The organism is Zavarzinia marina (genome assembly GCF_021568905.1).
Lineage (GTDB): Bacteria > Pseudomonadota > Alphaproteobacteria > Zavarziniales > Zavarziniaceae > Zavarzinia > Zavarzinia marina.
In genome coordinates, this window is sequence record NZ_JAKGSB010000002.1 from 438,607 (window position 1) to 454,634 (window position 16,028).

Sequence of the window (16,028 nt, forward strand, 5' to 3'; positions counted from 1 at the left end):
CAGTAGACGGCGCCGCGCGGCCGGGCCCATGATCACCGTCAAGCGGCCGCAGAGCCGGGCGAGGATCGGCATGGACGGAAACGAACCGGAAAACAGCAAGGACAACGGCCCCGAAAACGGCCCCGGCGTCCGCCGGGCGACCAGCGAGGCGCCCCATGTCGAGGGCGCGGTGGCGGAGATCCTGTCGGGGATCGGGCCGGCGCCGGTCGCCTTCCTGCTGCTGTTCTGTTCGCCGAGCTATGATCTGGCGGGGGTCGCCGCCGGCCTGTCGCGGGCCGTGCCGGGCGCCACCATCGCCGGCTGCACCACGGCGGGCGAAATCACGCCCCGGGGCTATCGCACCGGCACGGTCACCGCCGTCGCCTTTTCCGCCGATCGCTTCACCGTGACCGCGCGCCTGATCGAACCCATGTCGCGCTTTCGCTTCGAGGACGGCCAGGCCCTGGTCCACGCCATGCGCGAGGAGCACGCGGCGGCGCGCGGCGCGCGCAAGGGCCGCACCTTCGCCCTGCTGATCAGCGACGGGCTTTCCATGAGCGAGGAGATCCTGGTCTCGATCCTGGGCGATGCCTTCGCCGAAATCCCGCTGATCGGCGGTTCGGCCGGGGACGACCTGATGTTCCGCGAGACCCATGTCCTCCTCGGCGGCGAGACGCGGAAGGATGCCGCCATCGTCAGCCTGGTCTCGACCGATCTGCCGTTCCAGACCTTCCAGACCCAGCATTTCGTCTCGTCCAGCGAGAAGCTTGTGGTCACGCGGGCCGATCCCGCGCGGCGTCTGGTGGCGGAGATCAACGCCGAGCCGGCCGCCGCCGAATACGCCCGCCTGATCGGACTGCGCGCCGGCGACCTGACCCCCGCCGTCTTCGCCGCCCACCCCCTGGTGGTGCGCGCCGCCGGGCGCGACTATGTGCGTTCCATCCAGCGCGTCCACGACGACGGCAGCCTGTCCTTCTTCTGCGCCATCGACGAGGGCATCGTGATGACGGTGGCGGCGTCGATCGACCTGATCGCCAATCTGTCCGACACCTTCGACGACCTGAAGCGCGGCGTCGGCCCGATCGAGGCCGTGCTCGGCTTCGATTGCGTGTTCCGCTATCTCGAGATGGAACAGCGCCAGATCCTGGGCCCGGTGCAGAACCTGATGGTCGAGAACCGGGTGACCGGCTTTTCCACCTATGGCGAACAATTCGGCATGATGCATGTGAACCAGACCTTCACCGGCATCGCCTTTGGAACGGGTGGCGGCACGGGTGTCCGCCATGGCTGACGAGACCCGCGTGGCCGACCTGGAGCGGCGCATCGACAAGCTGACGGAGATCAACCGCGCCCTGATGGGCCGGGTGGAGCGCAGCCTGGATTTCCACGGCAATGCCTTCACCCTGTTCGAGGCGGCGATCTTCCTCGACCGCAAGGTGAACGACCGCACCCGCGAGCTGACCGAAACCATGCATTCGCTGGAGCGCACCAACGACGACCTGAATGCCGCGATCATCGCCAGCCAGACCGCCCAGAACCGCCTGCACGACGCGATCGAGGCGATGTCGGAAGGCTTCGCCCTGTTCGACCGCGACGACCGCCTGATCCTGTTCAACCAGAAATTCCTCGATTACTGGCCGTCCCAGCGCGAACGCATCCGCGCCGGCGTGACCTATCACGACCTGCTGACCCGGAGTTTTCGCGCCGGCGACATCGCCATGCCGGGAGAGCAGGCGGCGGATTGGATCAAGGCGCGTCTGGCGGAACGCGAGGCGGTGCGCCGGGGCCGGCCGGCGCGCGCCGTCCACGGCCTCGCCGACGGGCGCTGGGTGCAGATGAACGACCGCCTCTCGGCCGAGGGCGGCATCGCCACGGTGCTGACCGACATCACCGACCTGAAGCGCGCCGAGGACGAGATGCGCGAACAGGCCCTGGCCGAACGCTCCCGCCACCTGCAGGCGACGATCGAGAGCATGTCGCTGGGCGTCGCCGTGTTCGACGCCGGGGGCATCCTGGTCCATGCCAACGAACGCTTCTGGCGCATGCTGGACCTGCCGCCGGTCTTCGCCATGCCGGGCGCGCGTTTCGACGATTTCGTCGCCTTCAACCGGCGGCGCGGCGCCGATGCCCTCATCCCCGGCGCGTTGCTCCCCGGCGATCAGGCGACGGACGAATGCCCCTGGATGGGCCGCTGGTTCGCCATCAAGCGCGACCCCATGCCCGGCGGCGGCTTCGTCTGTACCTTCGAGGAAGTGACCGACCGCAAGGAAGCCGAGCTGGGCCTGCGCGACAGCGAACGCCGCATCCGCCTCGTCACCGACGCCATGCCCGCCATGATCTGCTATGTCGATGCAGATCTCGTCTATCGCTTCAGCAATCGGCCCTACCGGGAAACTTTCGGCGACGGCCGCGATCCAGTGGGACTGCATGTATCGCAGATCCTGTCGCCCGCCGACTATGAGACGCGGCGCGCCCCGATGGCGCGGGCTCTCGGCGGTCAGGTCACCGCCTTCGAACTGGCGCTGCCCGGCGCGGGCCGCTTCGGCATCGCCACCTATGTCCCCCATATCGCCGACGACGGCGACGTGATCGGCTTCTTCACCCTGATCCAGGACATCACGGAGCGGCGCCGGGCCGAACGCCTGCTGGCCGAAGCCAACGAGATGCTGGAACGCCGGGTCGCCGAGCGGACCGCCAGCCTCGTCACCCTGAACGAGACCCTGCGCAGCGAGATCGCCGAGCGCGAGCGCGTCTCGGTCGAGCTGGAACAGGCGAAGCTGGAGGCCGAACGCGCCAATCTGTCCAAGACCAAATTCCTGGCCGACGCCAGCCACGACCTGTTGCAACCCTTGAACGCGGCGCGTCTCTTCGTTTCGTCCCTGACCGATCAGGCCCTGCCCGGCCAGGGCGGCGCGCTGACCCGCAAGCTCGACAATTCGCTGGCGGCGGTCGAGGAACTGCTGGGCACCCTGCTCGACATCTCGAAGCTCGATGCCGGCCGGGTGACGGTGGAGACGCGGGCGATCGCCCTGGGCCCCCTGCTGTCGGGCCTGATGGAGGAGATGGCGCCGATCGCGCGGGCCCGCGGCGTCGACCTGCGCATGGTGCCGTCATCGCTCTCGGCACGGACCGACCCGCGCCTGTTCCGCCGCATCCTGCAAAACCTCGTCTCCAACGCGATCCGCTATACGCCGCGCGGCCGCGTGCTGTTCGGCGTGCGGCGCCGGGAAGGACGGCTCAGGGTCTTCGTCCACGACACCGGCGTCGGCATTCCCGCCGACCGGCTGGAAGAAATCTTCGAGGAATTCCGCCGCCTCGATCAGCCGGACGGAACGGAGAACGGCTTCGGCCTGGGGCTCTCCATCGTGCGCCGCATCGCCCGCCTGCTCGATCACGACATCGCGGTTTCGTCGCAGCCCGGCCGTGGCTCCAGCTTCGCCATCGACCTGCCCGGGGCCGCCCCCATGGCGGCCCCGGCAAGGCCCGCGGCGGCCCCGGCCGTCGCCCCGGTGGCGCGCGCGGGTACCCGCGTCCTCGTCATCGACAACGAGCCGGCGATCCTGGACGGCATGCGCAGCCTGCTGGAGGGCTGGAGTTGCGAGGTCGCGGTGGCGCGGGGCCTGGGCGACGCCATCGCCCGCGCCGGCGATGTTCCGCCCGACATCGTGCTGGCGGATTTCCATCTGGACCGGGGCCGCACCGGGATCGAGGCCATCGGCCTGCTCCGCCACCGTCTGGGCGGGACGGTGCCCGCCGCCCTCCTGACCGCCGACCGCAGCCTGGAGCTTCAGGCCAGCGTCCGCGCCATGGAACGCTGCGCCCTGCTCTACAAGCCGGTGAAGCCGGCCAAGCTGCGCGCCCTGATGACCGCGCTGCTGGACGGCTGATCAGCCGCGCAGATCCGTCATGCGCCTGAGCGCCAATACGGCCTGGGTCCGGCTGGCGACGCCGAGCTTGTGCAGCACGGCCGAGACATGAGCCTTCACCGTGGTCTCGGAAACGCCGAGGATATGGCAGATTTCCTTGTTCAGGCGACCCTCGCCCATGAGATCGAGGACGCGGCGCTGCTGCGGCGTCAGGCTGGCGATACGGGTGAAGGGTTCGTCCGGCGCCGGGCTCCGGAGCGCCGTCTCGCCCGCGCCGTCGAGATGGGCGGCGTCGGGCACATAGATGCCGCCGGCCAGCACGTCCTCCACCGCCGCGCGGATCCGCTCCCTTCCGAGCGACTTCGGGATATAGCCGGCGGCACCGCAGGCCATGCAGCGGCTGACCGTATCGGGATCGGCCAGCGCCGAGACGATGACCACCGGCAGGTCGGGCCGCACTTTCCGGAGCGTCACCAGGCCTTCGAGCCCGTCCATGCCGGGCATGCGCAGATCGAGGAGGGCGAGGTCGAAATCATCGTCGTCCCGAACGAGGTCGAGGACGCCGTCGAGACTGGCCGCCTCCACCACCAGCGCGTCCGCCCGGACCGCCGCGACGGCGCCCTGCAGGGCTTCGCGGAACAGGGGATGATCGTCGGCGATCAGGACCTTCAGCATGCGTTTCCCCGTCGCGGCCTTTTTTCTTGTGATGGCCGCATCCCTCTATGACCCAGTCGCACTTTCGGGGCAAGGCGACTTAAGGCTGGAATTCGCGATCAGGCCGGCACGCCTTCGGCCCAGACCTCGCCGGTGACGGGCGCCGGCAGATCGGCGGCCTCCGCATCGGTGAAGACGCGGCTGCGGGTCAGGAAGCGCACGCCTTCCGGCGCCTCCAGCGAGAAGCCGGAGCCGCGCCCCGGCACCACGTCGATGATCAATTGGGTGTGGGACCAATATTCGAACTGGGCGGCGCCGATGAAGAAGGGCGTATCCGCGATCGTGCCGAGAAAGACGTCGCGCCCCCCGACGCGGAATTCGCCGCGCGGGTAGCACATGGGGGCGGAGCCGTCGCAGCAGCCGCCCGATTGATGGAACAGCAGGGGCCCGTGCAGGGCCTTCAGCTTCTCGATCACCGCGACCGCGGCATCGGTCACTTCGACGCGCGAGACCATGGTGGTTCCTTTCCTAGGAGAACTTCGTCATCCCGGCGAAGGCCGGGACCTCCATCAGGCAAAGGCGCCCTTCCGTCACGAGATCCCGGCCTCCGCCGGGATGACGAAGGGTATAAGGTGACGAAAGGGAAGGGCGGCGGCCTGAGGACCGCCGACCTTTCCGGATCAGAAGAAGCCGAGCGCCTTCGGGCTGTAGCTGACCAGCAGGTTCTTGGTCTGCTGATAATGATCCAGCATCATCTTGTGGGTCTCGCGGCCGATGCCCGACTGCTTGTAACCGCCGAAGGCCGCATGGGCCGGATAGAGGTGGTAGCAGTTGGTCCAGACGCGGCCCGCCTCGATCGCGCGGCCGAAGCGATAGGCGCGGTTGCCGTCCCGGGTCCAGAGACCGGCGCCGAGGCCATAGAGCGTATCGTTGGCGATCGACAGCGCCTCGGCCTCGTCCTTGAAGGTGGTGACGGAGACGACGGGGCCGAAGATCTCCTCCTGGAAGATCCGCATCTTGTTGTGGCCGCGAAACACGGTCGGTTTCACGTAATAGCCCGAGGCCAGCTCGCCCGGCAGCACGTTGCGCTCGCCGCCGATCAGCAGCTCGGCGCCTTCCGCCTTGCCGATGTCGATATAGGACATGATCTTCTCGAGCTGGTCGTTCGAGGCCTGGGCGCCGATCATGGTCGAACCGTCCAGGGGATCGCCCTGCTTGATCGCGGCGACGCGGGCCAGCGCCTTTTCCATGAAGCGATCATAGATCTTTTCGTGGATCAGGGCGCGGCTGGGGCAGGTGCAGACTTCGCCCTGATTCAGCGCGAAGAGCACGAAGCCCTCGATCGCCTTGTCGAGATAATCGTCGTCCTCGGCCGCGACGTCGTCGAAGAAGATGTTCGGCGACTTGCCGCCCAGTTCCAGGGTCACCGGGATCAGGTTCTCGGAGGCATATTGCATGATCAGGCGGCCGGTGGTGGTCTCACCGGTGAAGGCGATCTTGGAGATCCTCTTGTTGGACGCGAGCGGCTTGCCCGCTTCGATGCCGAAACCGTTGACGACGTTCAGGACGCCCGGCGGCAGGATGTCGCCGATCAGCTCGGCCCAGACCATGATCGACAGCGGGGTCTGTTCGGCGGGTTTCAACACCACGCAATTGCCGGCGGCAAGGGCGGGCGCAAGCTTCCAGCACGCCATCAGCAGCGGGAAGTTCCACGGGATGATCTGACCGACGACACCCAGCGGCTCGTGGAAGTGATAGGCGACCGTGTCGTGGTCGATTTCGGCCATCGTGCCTTCCTGCGCGCGGACGCAGGACGCGAAATAGCGGAAGTGATCGATCGCCAGCGGCAGGTCGGCGGCCTTGGTCTCGCGGATCGGCTTGCCGTTGTCGATGGTCTCGACCATGGCGAGGAGTTCGAGCTTCTCCTCCATGCGGTCGGCGATCTTGTTGAGGAGACGGGCGCGTTCGGCGACCGAGGTCCGGCCCCAGGCTTCCTTGGCGGCATGGGCGGCGTCGAGCGCCAGCTCGATGTCTTCCGCCGTGGAGCGCGCCATCTGCGCCACCGGCAGGCCGGTGATCGGCGTCACATTGTCGAAATACTGACCGCGCACGGGCGCCACCCACTTGCCGCCGATGAAGTTTTCATAGCGCGAGCGGAACGCGATGGATTTCGAGATTTCTTCGATGGTCTGGTGGATCATTGTTCGCTCCCTGGGCCGTTATGTCTGGTTGGGGCCACGGAGAAGCGATAGCCGAAAGCGAAGCCGGCCAGAATAGCACTATGGTACTAGGCACCGGCCGCCGCAGGCGCGAAGGAGCCTTCGCCGATGCGGCATCGAAACTGTAATCCCGTTGATCACGAAAGGCCGAGGGCGGCGGAAAGATCCGCGGCGAAACCCGGCGGCGGCGGCGGCAGGGGCTGCCCGTCGAGATGACTGACCGGCGCGATCAGGCGCAGGCTGTTGGTCAGGAACAGGGCATGGCCGGCGATCCGCTCCGGCGTCAGGCTGGCCTCGACGGCACCGGCCCCTTCGAGCAGACGGCGGCGGATGGTGCCGGGCCGGACGCCGTCCGCGACCGGCGGCGTGACCGCCCGGCCGTCGATCACGGCGAAGAGATTGGCCATCGCGCTGCCGGCGACGCCCCCCCGCGTGTTCAGGACCAGGGCATCGTCCGCGCCGAGGCGGCGGGCCTCGCCGTGCGCCAGTACATTGTCGAGATAGGACAGGCTCTTGATGCGCGACAGGGGCGAGGTCTCGTTGCGGCGAATGCCGACGGTCGCGAGCGCGACGGGCAGGAACGCCATGGCCGGCGTCCAGGGCGCCAGCGTGGCGAGGACGACCGGCGCAGGGTCCGGCGGCGGCCGCAGGCCGCGCGGTCCCGCCCCCCGACTGACCGTCAGGCGGATCACGCCATGGTCGCCCGGCATCGCCGCGACCAGGTCCGCCACCGCCCGCCGCAGGGTTTCGGGCGGCGCCGCGAAACCGAGGGTTTCACCGGCGGCGCGCAGCAGGCCCAGATGGGCCTCCAGATCGACCGGCCGGCGCCGAAGCACCAGGACGGTCTCGAACACCCCGTCGCCGAGCAGCAGGCCCCGGTCGCCGGGATCGAGGGGGATGGGCCCGGCGGGGCGGACGGTGCCGTCGAACCAGATCATGCCGCCCGCTCCAGGAAGTTGCGCAGCAGGCCGTGACCGCCTTCGGTCAGGATGGATTCGGGATGGAACTGCACGCCGAAGGTCGGATGTTCGGCGTGGGCGAGCGCCATGACCTCGCCCTCGGCCGAGGTCGCGGTGACCGTCAGGGGCTCGTCGCCGCTCAGTTCGACCACCAGGGAATGGTAGCGCCCGACCGTGAGCGGTGCCGGCAGGCCGGCGAAAAGGCCGGTGCCGTCATGGGCGACCGGCGTCGCCTGACCGTGCAGCGGCCGCCGCGCCCGCACCACCCGCCCGCCGAAGGCCTGGCCGACGCATTGATGGCCGAGACAGACACCGAGAATGGGCAGCCGCCCCGAAAACGCCCTCACGAGATCGAGGGAGACCCCGGCCCGATCCGGCGCCAGCGGCCCGGGGGAGATGACCAAGGCCCGCGGCGCCATCGCCTCGACCGCCGCCGGTGTCACGGTATCGTTGCGCAGCACGCGAACCTCCGCCCCCAGTTCCGTCAGGTAGCGGGCGACGTTGAAGACGAAGCTGTCGTAATTGTCGATCACGAGGATCACGGGCGGCATATCCGCATCGTTGATTGCTGTGGTCCTTATCTAGACAAGAAACCCTCGGCAGGGAAATGGCCACGGGCCGTCAACGACGCCCGGTCGCGGACAGCACCCGTTCGCTCTTGGTCAGGGTCTCGCGATATTCCGCCGCCGGGTCGGAGAGGGCGGTGATGCCGCCGCCGGCCCGAAAGCGCGCCGTGCCGTCCGCGATTTCCACCGTGCGGATGGCGATGTTGAAGCCCGCCGAACCGTCGAAGCCGAGCCAGCCGATCGAACCGCAATAGACGCCGCGCGGCCGGCCCTCGATCTCGGCGATCAGGCGCATGGCCTCGGGCTTGGGCGCGCCGGTGATGGAGCCGCCGGGAAAGGCGGCGGCCAGCAGGTCCAGGGCATCGCGGCCGGGCGAAAGCGCGCCCGTCACGGCCGAGACCATGTGATGCAGGCCGGCATAGGTTTCGATGGCGCAGAGTTCCGGCACCGCGACCGTGCCGGGCCGGCACACGCGCGACAGGTCGTTTCGCAGCAGGTCGACGATCATCACATTCTCCGCCCGGTCCTTGACCGAGGCGGCGAGGCGCTCGGCCCGCGCCGCGTCCGCCGCCGGATCCGGATCCCGCGCGATGGTGCCCTTGATCGGCCTGGTCTCCACCCGGCCGTCGGCGACGGTGACGAAACATTCGGGCGAGGTGGAGACGACGCCGATGCCGCAGAGATCGAGGCAGGCGGCGAAATCGCCGGGATTGGCCGCGCGCAGCACCCGGTGCAGGGACAGGAGATCGCCGTCCGCCGGCCAGGGCGCGGTGAAACCCTGGGCGATATTGGCCTGGAACAGGTCGCCGGCCAGGATCGCCTCGATCACGCGGGCGACAGCGGCGCGATAATCCCCGGCCGAGACCTCGGCCCGCCAGTCGAGCCGGGGCGCCGGCCGTATTTCGGGCGCCGGCTCCGACAGCAGGGCACGGATTCGATCCGCCCGATCGGTCGGGCCATCGGGAAACAGGCCGGTGGCGAGCGTGGCCTCGCCCGTCGCGTGATCGAAGGCGATCAGCCAGTCATAAAGACCGAAGGCCATGTCCGGGACCGGACCGTCGGGAAAGCGCGGCTGGACCTCGAACAGGCGCCCGGCCTCATAGGACAGAAAACCGACGGCCCCGCCCCGGAACGGCGCGAAATCCCCCGTCGCCGCCCGGCCGCGCGCCAGCAGGCCGCGCAGCACGTCGAGGGGCGCTCCCGCCATCGCCGTCCCCCGCCAGCGGGCCCCGCCGTCCCGCACCTCGAAGATCCCGACCGGATCGGCGGTCAGATAGGAAAACCGTCCGAGCCTGGGGTGGCGCAGGGCACTGTCCAGAAAGACGAAGCCCGGCAGCGCCGCCAGCCGCGCGGCGGCCTGCATCGAATCGAGCGGGCCCAGGGAGAAGATCGCCATGCCCCCTTGTGGCAAGCACGGCGCCGCCGGGCAACCGTCGTCAGGAGGGCAACCGCCGTCAGAGGGACAACCGTCGTCAGGAAGACAGCCGTCGTCAGGAACAGCCCTCGACCCAATGGATGGATTCGCCGCCCACGTGGATTTCGCTGACGTGAAGGTGCAACGGCTCGGACAGGTCGGCCGGATCCGCCGCCATGGTGACGAAGCGGATGCCCCGTCCCGCCCCCTCGTCCCAGACGACGACATCGTGGCCGTCGACATATTCCGCGGGCTGGATCTCGACGCTGTCACCATAGGCGGCGAGCACCTCGGCCTCGGTGCTGCCGATGGTGATGCCCCGATCGGTACCGGTGGACAGCGGACCGGAATAGACCGAGACCCGGCTGATCCTGCCGTGCTCCACCATGAAGGTGATGTCCTCGCCCTCGAGGGCCGGGGCATGGAGGTGGTGGCATTCGGGGTCCGGCGCCGCCACCGTGGGATCCGTCGGCGCCAGGGCCATGCCGAGCGCCAGGGCCGCTTCGGCCGGCGCCATGCCGATGCGGACCGGCCCGTAGCCGTCGGGCGAAAGGGTCCAGTCGACGGCCCCGGCGCGACCGCCGGCGACCAGCACGAGAGACAGCGCGACGGCGGCAAGTATTTTCATGGCGTGACCTCATTTTCGACGCGACCGGACGCCATCATCGCCCCGATTCGGCCGTCCGGCCTGTGAGCGGCCTCACCCCCGCAGGCAGGCCATGGCGCCCCGACCGTATCCCAGGTTCCAAATCGGCGGAAAAGGCACTAGATAAGCGGTCTGAAATCCGAAAGACCGCCGCGAAAGACCCTCATGTCCATCCTGTCCGACATCGCGATCCGCAAGCTGGTTCAAGAGCAGAAGATGATCGAGCCCTTCGTCGAGGGCCAGAAGCGCGATGGCGTGATTTCCTACGGGCTCTCGTCCTATGGCTATGACGCGCGGGTGGCGGACGAGTTCAAGATCTTCACCAATGTCGACAGCGCCGTGGTCGACCCGAAGAATTTCTCGAGCAACAGCTTCGTCGACCGCAAGACCGACGTCTGCGTGATCCCGCCCAATTCCTTCGCGCTGGCCCGCACGGTCGAATATTTCCGCATCCCGCGCGACGTGCTCGTCATCTGCCTCGGCAAGAGCACCTATGCCCGCTGCGGCATCATCGTCAATGTGACGCCGCTGGAGCCGGAATGGGAAGGCCACGTCACGCTCGAATTCTCCAACACCACCCCCCTGCCGGCGAAGATCTACGCCAACGAAGGCGCCTGCCAGTTCCTGTTCCTGCAGGGCGACCAGCCGTGCGAAACCTCCTATGGCGACCGGGCGGGGAAATACATGGGCCAGCGGGGCGTGACCCTGCCCAAGCTTTGAAGCGAGAGAGACCTTGCAGCGTATCGTCATCCGCGGCGGCGGCGAACTCCACGGCGAAATCCCGATCTCCGGCGCCAAGAACGCGGCCCTGCCGCTGATCGCGGCCGGCCTGCTGACGGCGGAGACCCTGACCCTCGACAATCTGCCGGAACTGGCGGACGTCGGCTTCATGCTGGGTCTCGTCGAACAGCATGGCGCCGCCCTGGTGCGCGGGCCGCGCCACGTCGAGATCACGGCGGCGGAAATCGCCAGCACCACCGCGCCCTATGACATCGTGCGCAAGATGCGCGCCAGCGTCCTGGTACTCGGCCCGCTGGTCGCGCGGATGGGCGAGGCGCGGGTATCGCTGCCCGGCGGCTGCGCCATCGGCACGCGGCCGGTCGACCTGCACCTGAAGGGCCTGGAAGCCATGGGCGCCCATATCGAGCTGGCCGACGGCTATGTCCATGCGACGGCGCCGAAGGGCCTGAAGGGCGCCACCATCCGCTTTCCCTTCGTCTCGGTCGGCGCGACCGAGAATCTGCTGATGGCGGCGACGCTCGCGGACGGCGAGACCGTGCTCGACAATGCCGCGCGCGAGCCTGAGATCACCGACCTCGCCCTCTGCCTGAAGGCCATGGGCGCGGAGATCGAGGGCATCGGCACCGAACGCCTGACCGTGAAGGGCAAGGCGTCGCTCCATGGTGCCCGCTATTCGATCCTGCCGGACCGGATCGAGACCGGCACCTTCGCCATGGCGGTCGGCGTCGCCGGCGGCAGCGTCGAACTCGTGGGCGCGCGCCCCGATACGCTGGAGGACGTGATCGACGTCCTCGACCGCTGCGGGGTCGAGGCGATGGCGACCGAACGCGGCCTTCGGGTGAAACGGAACGGTCACCGCGTGGTCGGCGTCGACGTCATGACCCAGCCCTATCCCGGCTTTCCGACCGACCTCCAGGCCCAGCTCATGGTCCTGATGGCGACGGCGGACGGGGCCGCCATGATCACCGAGACGATCTTCGAGAACCGCTTCATGCATGTGCCCGAACTGGCGCGCATGGGCGCGAATGTCACCGTCCACGGTGCCTCCGCCCTGGTGCGCGGCGTGCCGCGCCTGAAGGGGGCCCCGGTGATGGCGACCGATCTTCGCGCCTCGGTCGGGCTGGTGCTGGCCGGCCTCGCCGCCGAAGGCGAGACGGTGGTGAACCGGATCTATCACCTCGACCGCGGCTACGAGCGGGTCGAGGAGAAGCTGCGCGCCGTGGGCGCCGACATCCGGCGCGAAGCGGGCGAGTGATCGTGACGGCGCCCCGGCTCCACCTCGGCTTCACCGACGCGGACGATCTCGCCATCGTCTCCGCCCTGGTGCAGGACGCGGTGGTCAAGACGGCGGATCTGATCTATCTGGGCACCGCCCGGCGCTTCGCCCTGGTCGCCAACCGCTTCTGCTGGGAGGCGGAAGAGACCGGGCACGACGGCGGCCTGCGGCGGCGCTGCGGCCTGCATTTCGACACGGTGCGCAAGGTGCGCACCCGTGGCATCGACCGCGACGCGGTCGAACAGGTATTGAACCTCCTCGCCATCGAGGCCGAGGAGACGGAAGACGCAGTCTCGATCGACCTCGTCTTCGCCGGCGACGCCCTGATCCGCCTGGAGGCGGAGACGATCGACGGCGGCATGAAGGATCTGACCGAGCCGTGGCCGACGCCGAGGGCGCCCAACCACGATATCGAGGAAAAAGCCTGATGGTGACCCGTTCGCCCAACGAGGGGCTGGTACTCGCCCTGCCGAAGGGGCGCATCCTGAAGGAGTTGCGCCCCATCCTGGACAAGGTGGGCCTGACGCCGGAGCCCGATTTCGACAACGAGAAATCGCGCGCCCTGAAGTTCAGGACCGCCCATCCCGGCGTCTCGCTGATCCGCGTGCGCGCCTTCGACGTCGCCACCTTCGTCGCCTTCGGCGCCGCCCATCTGGGGGTCGCGGGCAACGACGTCCTGATGGAATTCGACTATCCCGAAATCTATGCCCCCCTCGACCTCGACATCGGGCACTGTCGCCTGTCGGTCGCGGAACCGGCGGAAATCGCGGGCAGCGACGATCCGACGCGCTGGAGCCACGTCCGCGTCGCCACCAAATACCCCAACATCACCCGGCGCCATTTCGCGGCGCGCGGGGTGCAGGCGGAATGCATCAAGCTGAACGGGGCGATGGAGCTGGCGCCGACCCTGGGGCTGTGCCGGCGCATCGTCGACCTGGTCTCGACCGGCGACACGCTGCGCGCCAACGGCCTCGTCGAGGTCGAGAGGATCGCCCAGATCTCGTCCCGCCTCGTCGTCAACCGCGCCGCCTTCAAGACCAGGGTCGAGGAGATCGGGGGCTGGATGGACGCCTTCAAGGGAGCCGTCGATGCCGCGTGACCTGACCACCAGATCGCCGGATTTCGCCGCCGAGTTCGAAGCCCTGATCTCGGCCAAGCGCGAGATGTCGGAGGATGTCGACGCCGCCGTCGCCGCGATCGTCGCCGACGTGAAGGCGCGCGGCGATGCCGCCGTGCTGGATTACACCAACCGCTTCGACCGCGTCGCCTTCGAGGCGATCGAGGATCTGCGCATCGGCCCCAATGAGATCGACGAGGCGGTCGCCGGCGTCGACGACGACCTGCTGGCCGCGATCGACCTCGCCGCGACACGGATCGAGAGTTTCCACGCCCGCCAGATGCCGCTGGACGATCACTATACCGACGCCGCCGGGGTCCGCCTCGGCATGCGCTGGACCTCGGTCGCGGCCGCCGGGCTCTATGTTCCGGGCGGCACCGCCGCCTATCCCTCATCCGTCCTGATGAATGCGCTGCCGGCCAAGGTGGCGGGCGTGCCCCGGATCGTCATGGTCGTGCCGACGCCGGAAGGCGTGGTCAATGCCGCCGTCATGGCCGCCGCCAAGCGCGCCGGCGTGACCGACATCTGGCGCATCGGCGGCGCCCAGGCCGTCGCCGCGCTGGCCCATGGCACCGAGGCGATCGCGCCGGTCGACAAGATCGTCGGCCCGGGCAATGCCTATGTCGCCGCCGCCAAGCGCCAGGTCTTCGGCCTCGTGGGCATCGATTCGATCGCCGGGCCGAGCGAGATCCTGGTGGTCGCCGACGGCGCCAACGACCCCGCCTGGATCGCCGCCGACCTCCTGTCCCAGGCAGAACACGACGAGAGCGCCCAGTCGATCCTGCTGACCGACGACGGCGCCTTCGCCGATGCCGTGCTCGCCGCCATCGAGACCCATCTGGAGCGCCTGCCGCGCGCGGCGACGGCCCGCAAGAGTTGGGCGGATCACGGCGCCGTCATCCGCCTGCGCGGGCTCGAGGAAGCGCCGGCCCTGGTCGATGCCGTCGCGCCCGAGCATCTGGAACTGGCGCTGGAGGACCCGGACGGTTTCGCCGCCAAGGTGCGCAATGCCGGCGCCATCTTCCTCGGCCGTCATACGCCGGAAGCGATCGGCGATTACGTTGCCGGGCCGAACCACGTGCTGCCGACGGCGCGCACGGCGCGCTTCTCCTCGGGGCTGTCGGTCTTCGACTTCCTGAAGCGCACCACCCTGGTCGGCTGCGATGCCGATGCCGTCCGCGCCATCGGCCCGGCGGCGGTGACGCTGGCCCGGGCCGAGGGGCTGGACGCCCACGCCCTGTCGGTCGCCGTCCGCCTGGGAGCCGCCAACTAGGAAAGAGGAGGGCCGATGTCCGCGGATACGAGGAAGCTGGTCGGCATCACCCTGGACGAGGGCACGGTCGCGCGCCGCAGCCCCGATGTGGAGCACGAGCGCAAGGTCGCCATCTACGACCTGCTGGACGAGAACAGTTTCTCGCCCATCGGCGATCACGACGGGCCCTATCACCTCCATCTCTCGATCGCCGAGACGCGCCTCGTCTTCGACATCCATGACGCGGAGAAACGCCCGCTCGGCAAGATCATCCTGGCGATGTCGCCCTTCCGCAGCCTGATCCGCGACTATCTGGCGGTCTGCACCTCCTATTACGCCGCGATCAAGACCGCGACGCCCCAGAAGATCGAGGCGATCGACATGGGCCGGCGCGGACTGCACAACCAGGGTTCCGAACTGCTGATGGAACGGCTCCAGGGCAAGATCGAGGTCGATTTCGATACGGCGCGGCGCCTCTTCACCCTCATCTGCGTCCTCTTCATGAAGGGCTGAGCGAGGCCGTGGTCGGGTTCGGAACCGATCTGCCGGGGGCGGTGCTGTTCTGCTGCACGCAGAACGCCATCCGCTCGCCCATGGCCATGGGCCTGATGCGCCATTTCTACGGCCGGGTGATCTTTTCCGACTGCGTCGGCGTTCGGGCCGGCGAACTCGATCATTTCGCCGTCGCCGTGATGGACGAGATGGGCATCGACATTTCGCGCTACCGCCCCAAGGCCTTCGACGATCTGGAGGACACCAGTTTCGACCTGATCGTCTCCCTCAGCCCCGAGGCCCAGCACAAGGCGGTGGACCTGACCCGGACCATGGCCTGCGACGTCGAATATTGGCCGACCTTCGATCCCAGTCTCGCCCAGGGCAGCCGGGAACAGGTTCTCGATGCCTATCGCGAGGTGCGCGATCAATTGCTGAAGCGTATCCGGGGCCGTTTCGGCGTGGTGAAGGCCCCCACCGTCTGACATATTTTCTTCAAATGCGCGGCAGACAACGCGGCAATGCGAGCGGAACACTTGCAAAAACCGGGATGCGGTCGCATGTTCCTCGCCTGAATTTCCCAAGCTGCGCCTTCGAGGCAACCAGGAGACCTTATGCCCAAGGAAGAGTCGATCGAGTTTTCGGGGACCGTGACCGAACTTCTCCCCAACGCCCACTTCCGTGTCCGTCTCGACAATGATCACGAAGTGCTGGCCCATACCGCCGGCAAGATGCGCAAGCATCGCATCCGCGTCCTCGCGGGCGACAAGGTGCTGGTCGAAATGACCCCCTACGACCTGACCAAGGGTCGCATCACCTTCCGCTTCAAGTAAGCACCCCAGGGGCT

Annotated in this window: 17 protein-coding genes; 10 read left to right on the forward strand and 7 right to left on the reverse strand. The window is 68.4% G+C overall.

What is annotated here, in order from left to right:
* Positions 1-70: 70 nt before the first annotated feature.
* Together nosP and L2U69_RS07870 are read left to right on the forward strand one after the other, a co-directional pair.
* Positions 71-1,270: a nitric oxide-sensing protein NosP gene (gene nosP, locus L2U69_RS07865; RefSeq protein WP_236106237.1), complete on the forward strand. Its 1,200-nt coding sequence runs from the start codon at positions 71-73 to the stop codon at positions 1,268-1,270.
* A complete protein-coding gene (locus L2U69_RS07870) occupies positions 1,263-3,866 on the forward strand; it encodes a hybrid sensor histidine kinase/response regulator (RefSeq protein WP_236106238.1) in 2,604 nt (867 codons plus the stop codon). The genes nosP and L2U69_RS07870 overlap by 8 nt, the downstream gene beginning before the upstream one ends.
* Here the strand turns inward: L2U69_RS07870 and L2U69_RS07875 are convergent, their stop codons facing one another.
* The 7 genes from L2U69_RS07875 to L2U69_RS07905 all read right to left on the reverse strand — a co-directional run bounded on the left by L2U69_RS07875 (position 3,867) and on the right by L2U69_RS07905 (position 10,285).
* Entirely contained in the window at positions 3,867-4,520 is a 654-nt protein-coding gene (locus L2U69_RS07875) for a response regulator (protein ID WP_236106239.1), read from the reverse strand. It lies immediately after the preceding gene.
* A gap of 98 nt (positions 4,521-4,618) precedes the next feature.
* On the reverse strand, positions 4,619-5,014 hold the full coding sequence (locus tag L2U69_RS07880) for a DUF779 domain-containing protein (protein ID WP_236106240.1): 396 nt from the start codon (positions 5,012-5,014) through the stop codon (positions 4,619-4,621).
* Between the two features lie 165 nt (positions 5,015-5,179).
* Positions 5,180-6,700 carry an aldehyde dehydrogenase gene (gene adh, locus L2U69_RS07885; protein ID WP_236106241.1) on the reverse strand — a complete coding sequence of 507 codons (1,521 nt, stop codon included), beginning with the start codon at positions 6,698-6,700 and terminating at the stop codon, positions 5,180-5,182.
* Between the two features lie 155 nt (positions 6,701-6,855).
* Positions 6,856-7,656: an aminotransferase class IV gene (locus L2U69_RS07890; protein ID WP_236106242.1), complete on the reverse strand. Its 801-nt coding sequence runs from the start codon at positions 7,654-7,656 to the stop codon at positions 6,856-6,858.
* A complete protein-coding gene (locus L2U69_RS07895) occupies positions 7,653-8,219 on the reverse strand; it encodes an anthranilate synthase component II (RefSeq protein WP_236106443.1) in 567 nt (188 codons plus the stop codon). Before L2U69_RS07895 ends, L2U69_RS07890 begins: the two co-directional genes overlap by 4 nt.
* A 79-nt stretch (positions 8,220-8,298) precedes the next feature.
* Positions 8,299-9,639, reverse strand: coding sequence for an aminodeoxychorismate synthase component I (gene pabB / locus L2U69_RS07900; RefSeq protein ID WP_236106243.1), 1,341 nt, complete (start codon positions 9,637-9,639; stop codon positions 8,299-8,301).
* A gap of 94 nt (positions 9,640-9,733) precedes the next feature.
* The gene (locus L2U69_RS07905) at positions 9,734-10,285 is read right to left on the reverse strand and encodes a hypothetical protein (protein ID WP_236106244.1); all 552 of its coding nucleotides are present in this window, start codon (positions 10,283-10,285) and stop codon (positions 9,734-9,736) included.
* A 183-nt stretch (positions 10,286-10,468) separates the two neighbouring features.
* On the opposite strand from L2U69_RS07905, the gene dcd reads away from it, so the two are divergent.
* The 8 genes from dcd (at position 10,469) to infA (ending at position 16,014) form a co-directional block, all read left to right on the forward strand.
* The gene (dcd, locus tag L2U69_RS07910) at positions 10,469-11,023 is read left to right on the forward strand and encodes a dCTP deaminase (RefSeq protein WP_236106245.1); all 555 of its coding nucleotides are present in this window, start codon (positions 10,469-10,471) and stop codon (positions 11,021-11,023) included.
* A gap of 13 nt (positions 11,024-11,036) precedes the next feature.
* Positions 11,037-12,299, forward strand: coding sequence for a UDP-N-acetylglucosamine 1-carboxyvinyltransferase (gene murA, locus L2U69_RS07915; RefSeq protein WP_236106246.1), 1,263 nt, complete (start codon positions 11,037-11,039; stop codon positions 12,297-12,299).
* Entirely contained in the window at positions 12,296-12,748 is a 453-nt protein-coding gene (locus L2U69_RS07920; protein ID WP_236106247.1) for a DUF2948 family protein, read from the forward strand. Before murA ends, L2U69_RS07920 begins: the two co-directional genes overlap by 4 nt.
* A complete protein-coding gene (hisG, locus tag L2U69_RS07925; protein ID WP_236106248.1) occupies positions 12,748-13,419 on the forward strand; it encodes an ATP phosphoribosyltransferase in 672 nt (223 codons plus the stop codon). The genes L2U69_RS07920 and hisG overlap by 1 nt, the downstream gene beginning before the upstream one ends.
* The gene (hisD, locus tag L2U69_RS07930; RefSeq protein ID WP_236106249.1) at positions 13,409-14,710 is read left to right on the forward strand and encodes a histidinol dehydrogenase; all 1,302 of its coding nucleotides are present in this window, start codon (positions 13,409-13,411) and stop codon (positions 14,708-14,710) included. Before hisG ends, hisD begins: the two co-directional genes overlap by 11 nt.
* 15 nt (positions 14,711-14,725) lie before the next feature.
* On the forward strand, positions 14,726-15,202 hold the full coding sequence (locus L2U69_RS07935) for a UPF0262 family protein (RefSeq protein ID WP_236106250.1): 477 nt from the start codon (positions 14,726-14,728) through the stop codon (positions 15,200-15,202).
* An 8-nt stretch (positions 15,203-15,210) separates the two neighbouring features.
* Positions 15,211-15,666 (forward strand): arsenate reductase ArsC, encoded by a 456-nt coding sequence (locus L2U69_RS07940; protein ID WP_329605377.1) that lies wholly within the window; start codon positions 15,211-15,213, stop codon positions 15,664-15,666.
* 129 nt (positions 15,667-15,795) lie between these two features.
* The gene (gene infA / locus L2U69_RS07945) at positions 15,796-16,014 is read left to right on the forward strand and encodes a translation initiation factor IF-1 (RefSeq protein ID WP_236106251.1); all 219 of its coding nucleotides are present in this window, start codon (positions 15,796-15,798) and stop codon (positions 16,012-16,014) included.
* The last annotated feature ends 14 nt before the right edge of the window (positions 16,015-16,028 follow it).

What these genes read in the sequence shown, in the direction of transcription:
- L2U69_RS07935 (WP_236106250.1), top strand. Translation starts at nt 14,726, where the DNA reads ATGTCCGCGGATACGAGGAAGCTGGTCGGCATCACCCTGGACGAGGGC.
- L2U69_RS07890 (WP_236106242.1), bottom strand. Translation starts at nt 7,656, where the DNA reads ATGATCTGGTTCGACGGCACCGTCCGCCCCGCCGGGCCCATCCCCCTC.
- dcd (WP_236106245.1), top strand. Translation starts at nt 10,469, where the DNA reads ATGTCCATCCTGTCCGACATCGCGATCCGCAAGCTGGTTCAAGAGCAG.
- L2U69_RS07880 (WP_236106240.1), bottom strand. Translation starts at nt 5,014, where the DNA reads ATGGTCTCGCGCGTCGAAGTGACCGATGCCGCGGTCGCGGTGATCGAG.
- hisG (WP_236106248.1), top strand. Translation starts at nt 12,748, where the DNA reads ATGGTGACCCGTTCGCCCAACGAGGGGCTGGTACTCGCCCTGCCGAAG.
- L2U69_RS07875 (WP_236106239.1), bottom strand. Translation starts at nt 4,520, where the DNA reads ATGCTGAAGGTCCTGATCGCCGACGATCATCCCCTGTTCCGCGAAGCC.
- infA (WP_236106251.1), top strand. Translation starts at nt 15,796, where the DNA reads ATGCCCAAGGAAGAGTCGATCGAGTTTTCGGGGACCGTGACCGAACTT.
- nosP (WP_236106237.1), top strand. Translation starts at nt 71, where the DNA reads ATGGACGGAAACGAACCGGAAAACAGCAAGGACAACGGCCCCGAAAAC.
- L2U69_RS07870 (WP_236106238.1), top strand. Translation starts at nt 1,263, where the DNA reads ATGGCTGACGAGACCCGCGTGGCCGACCTGGAGCGGCGCATCGACAAG.
- L2U69_RS07905 (WP_236106244.1), bottom strand. Translation starts at nt 10,285, where the DNA reads ATGAAAATACTTGCCGCCGTCGCGCTGTCTCTCGTGCTGGTCGCCGGC.
- hisD (WP_236106249.1), top strand. Translation starts at nt 13,409, where the DNA reads ATGCCGCGTGACCTGACCACCAGATCGCCGGATTTCGCCGCCGAGTTC.
- adh (WP_236106241.1), bottom strand. Translation starts at nt 6,700, where the DNA reads ATGATCCACCAGACCATCGAAGAAATCTCGAAATCCATCGCGTTCCGC.
- pabB (WP_236106243.1), bottom strand. Translation starts at nt 9,639, where the DNA reads ATGGCGATCTTCTCCCTGGGCCCGCTCGATTCGATGCAGGCCGCCGCG.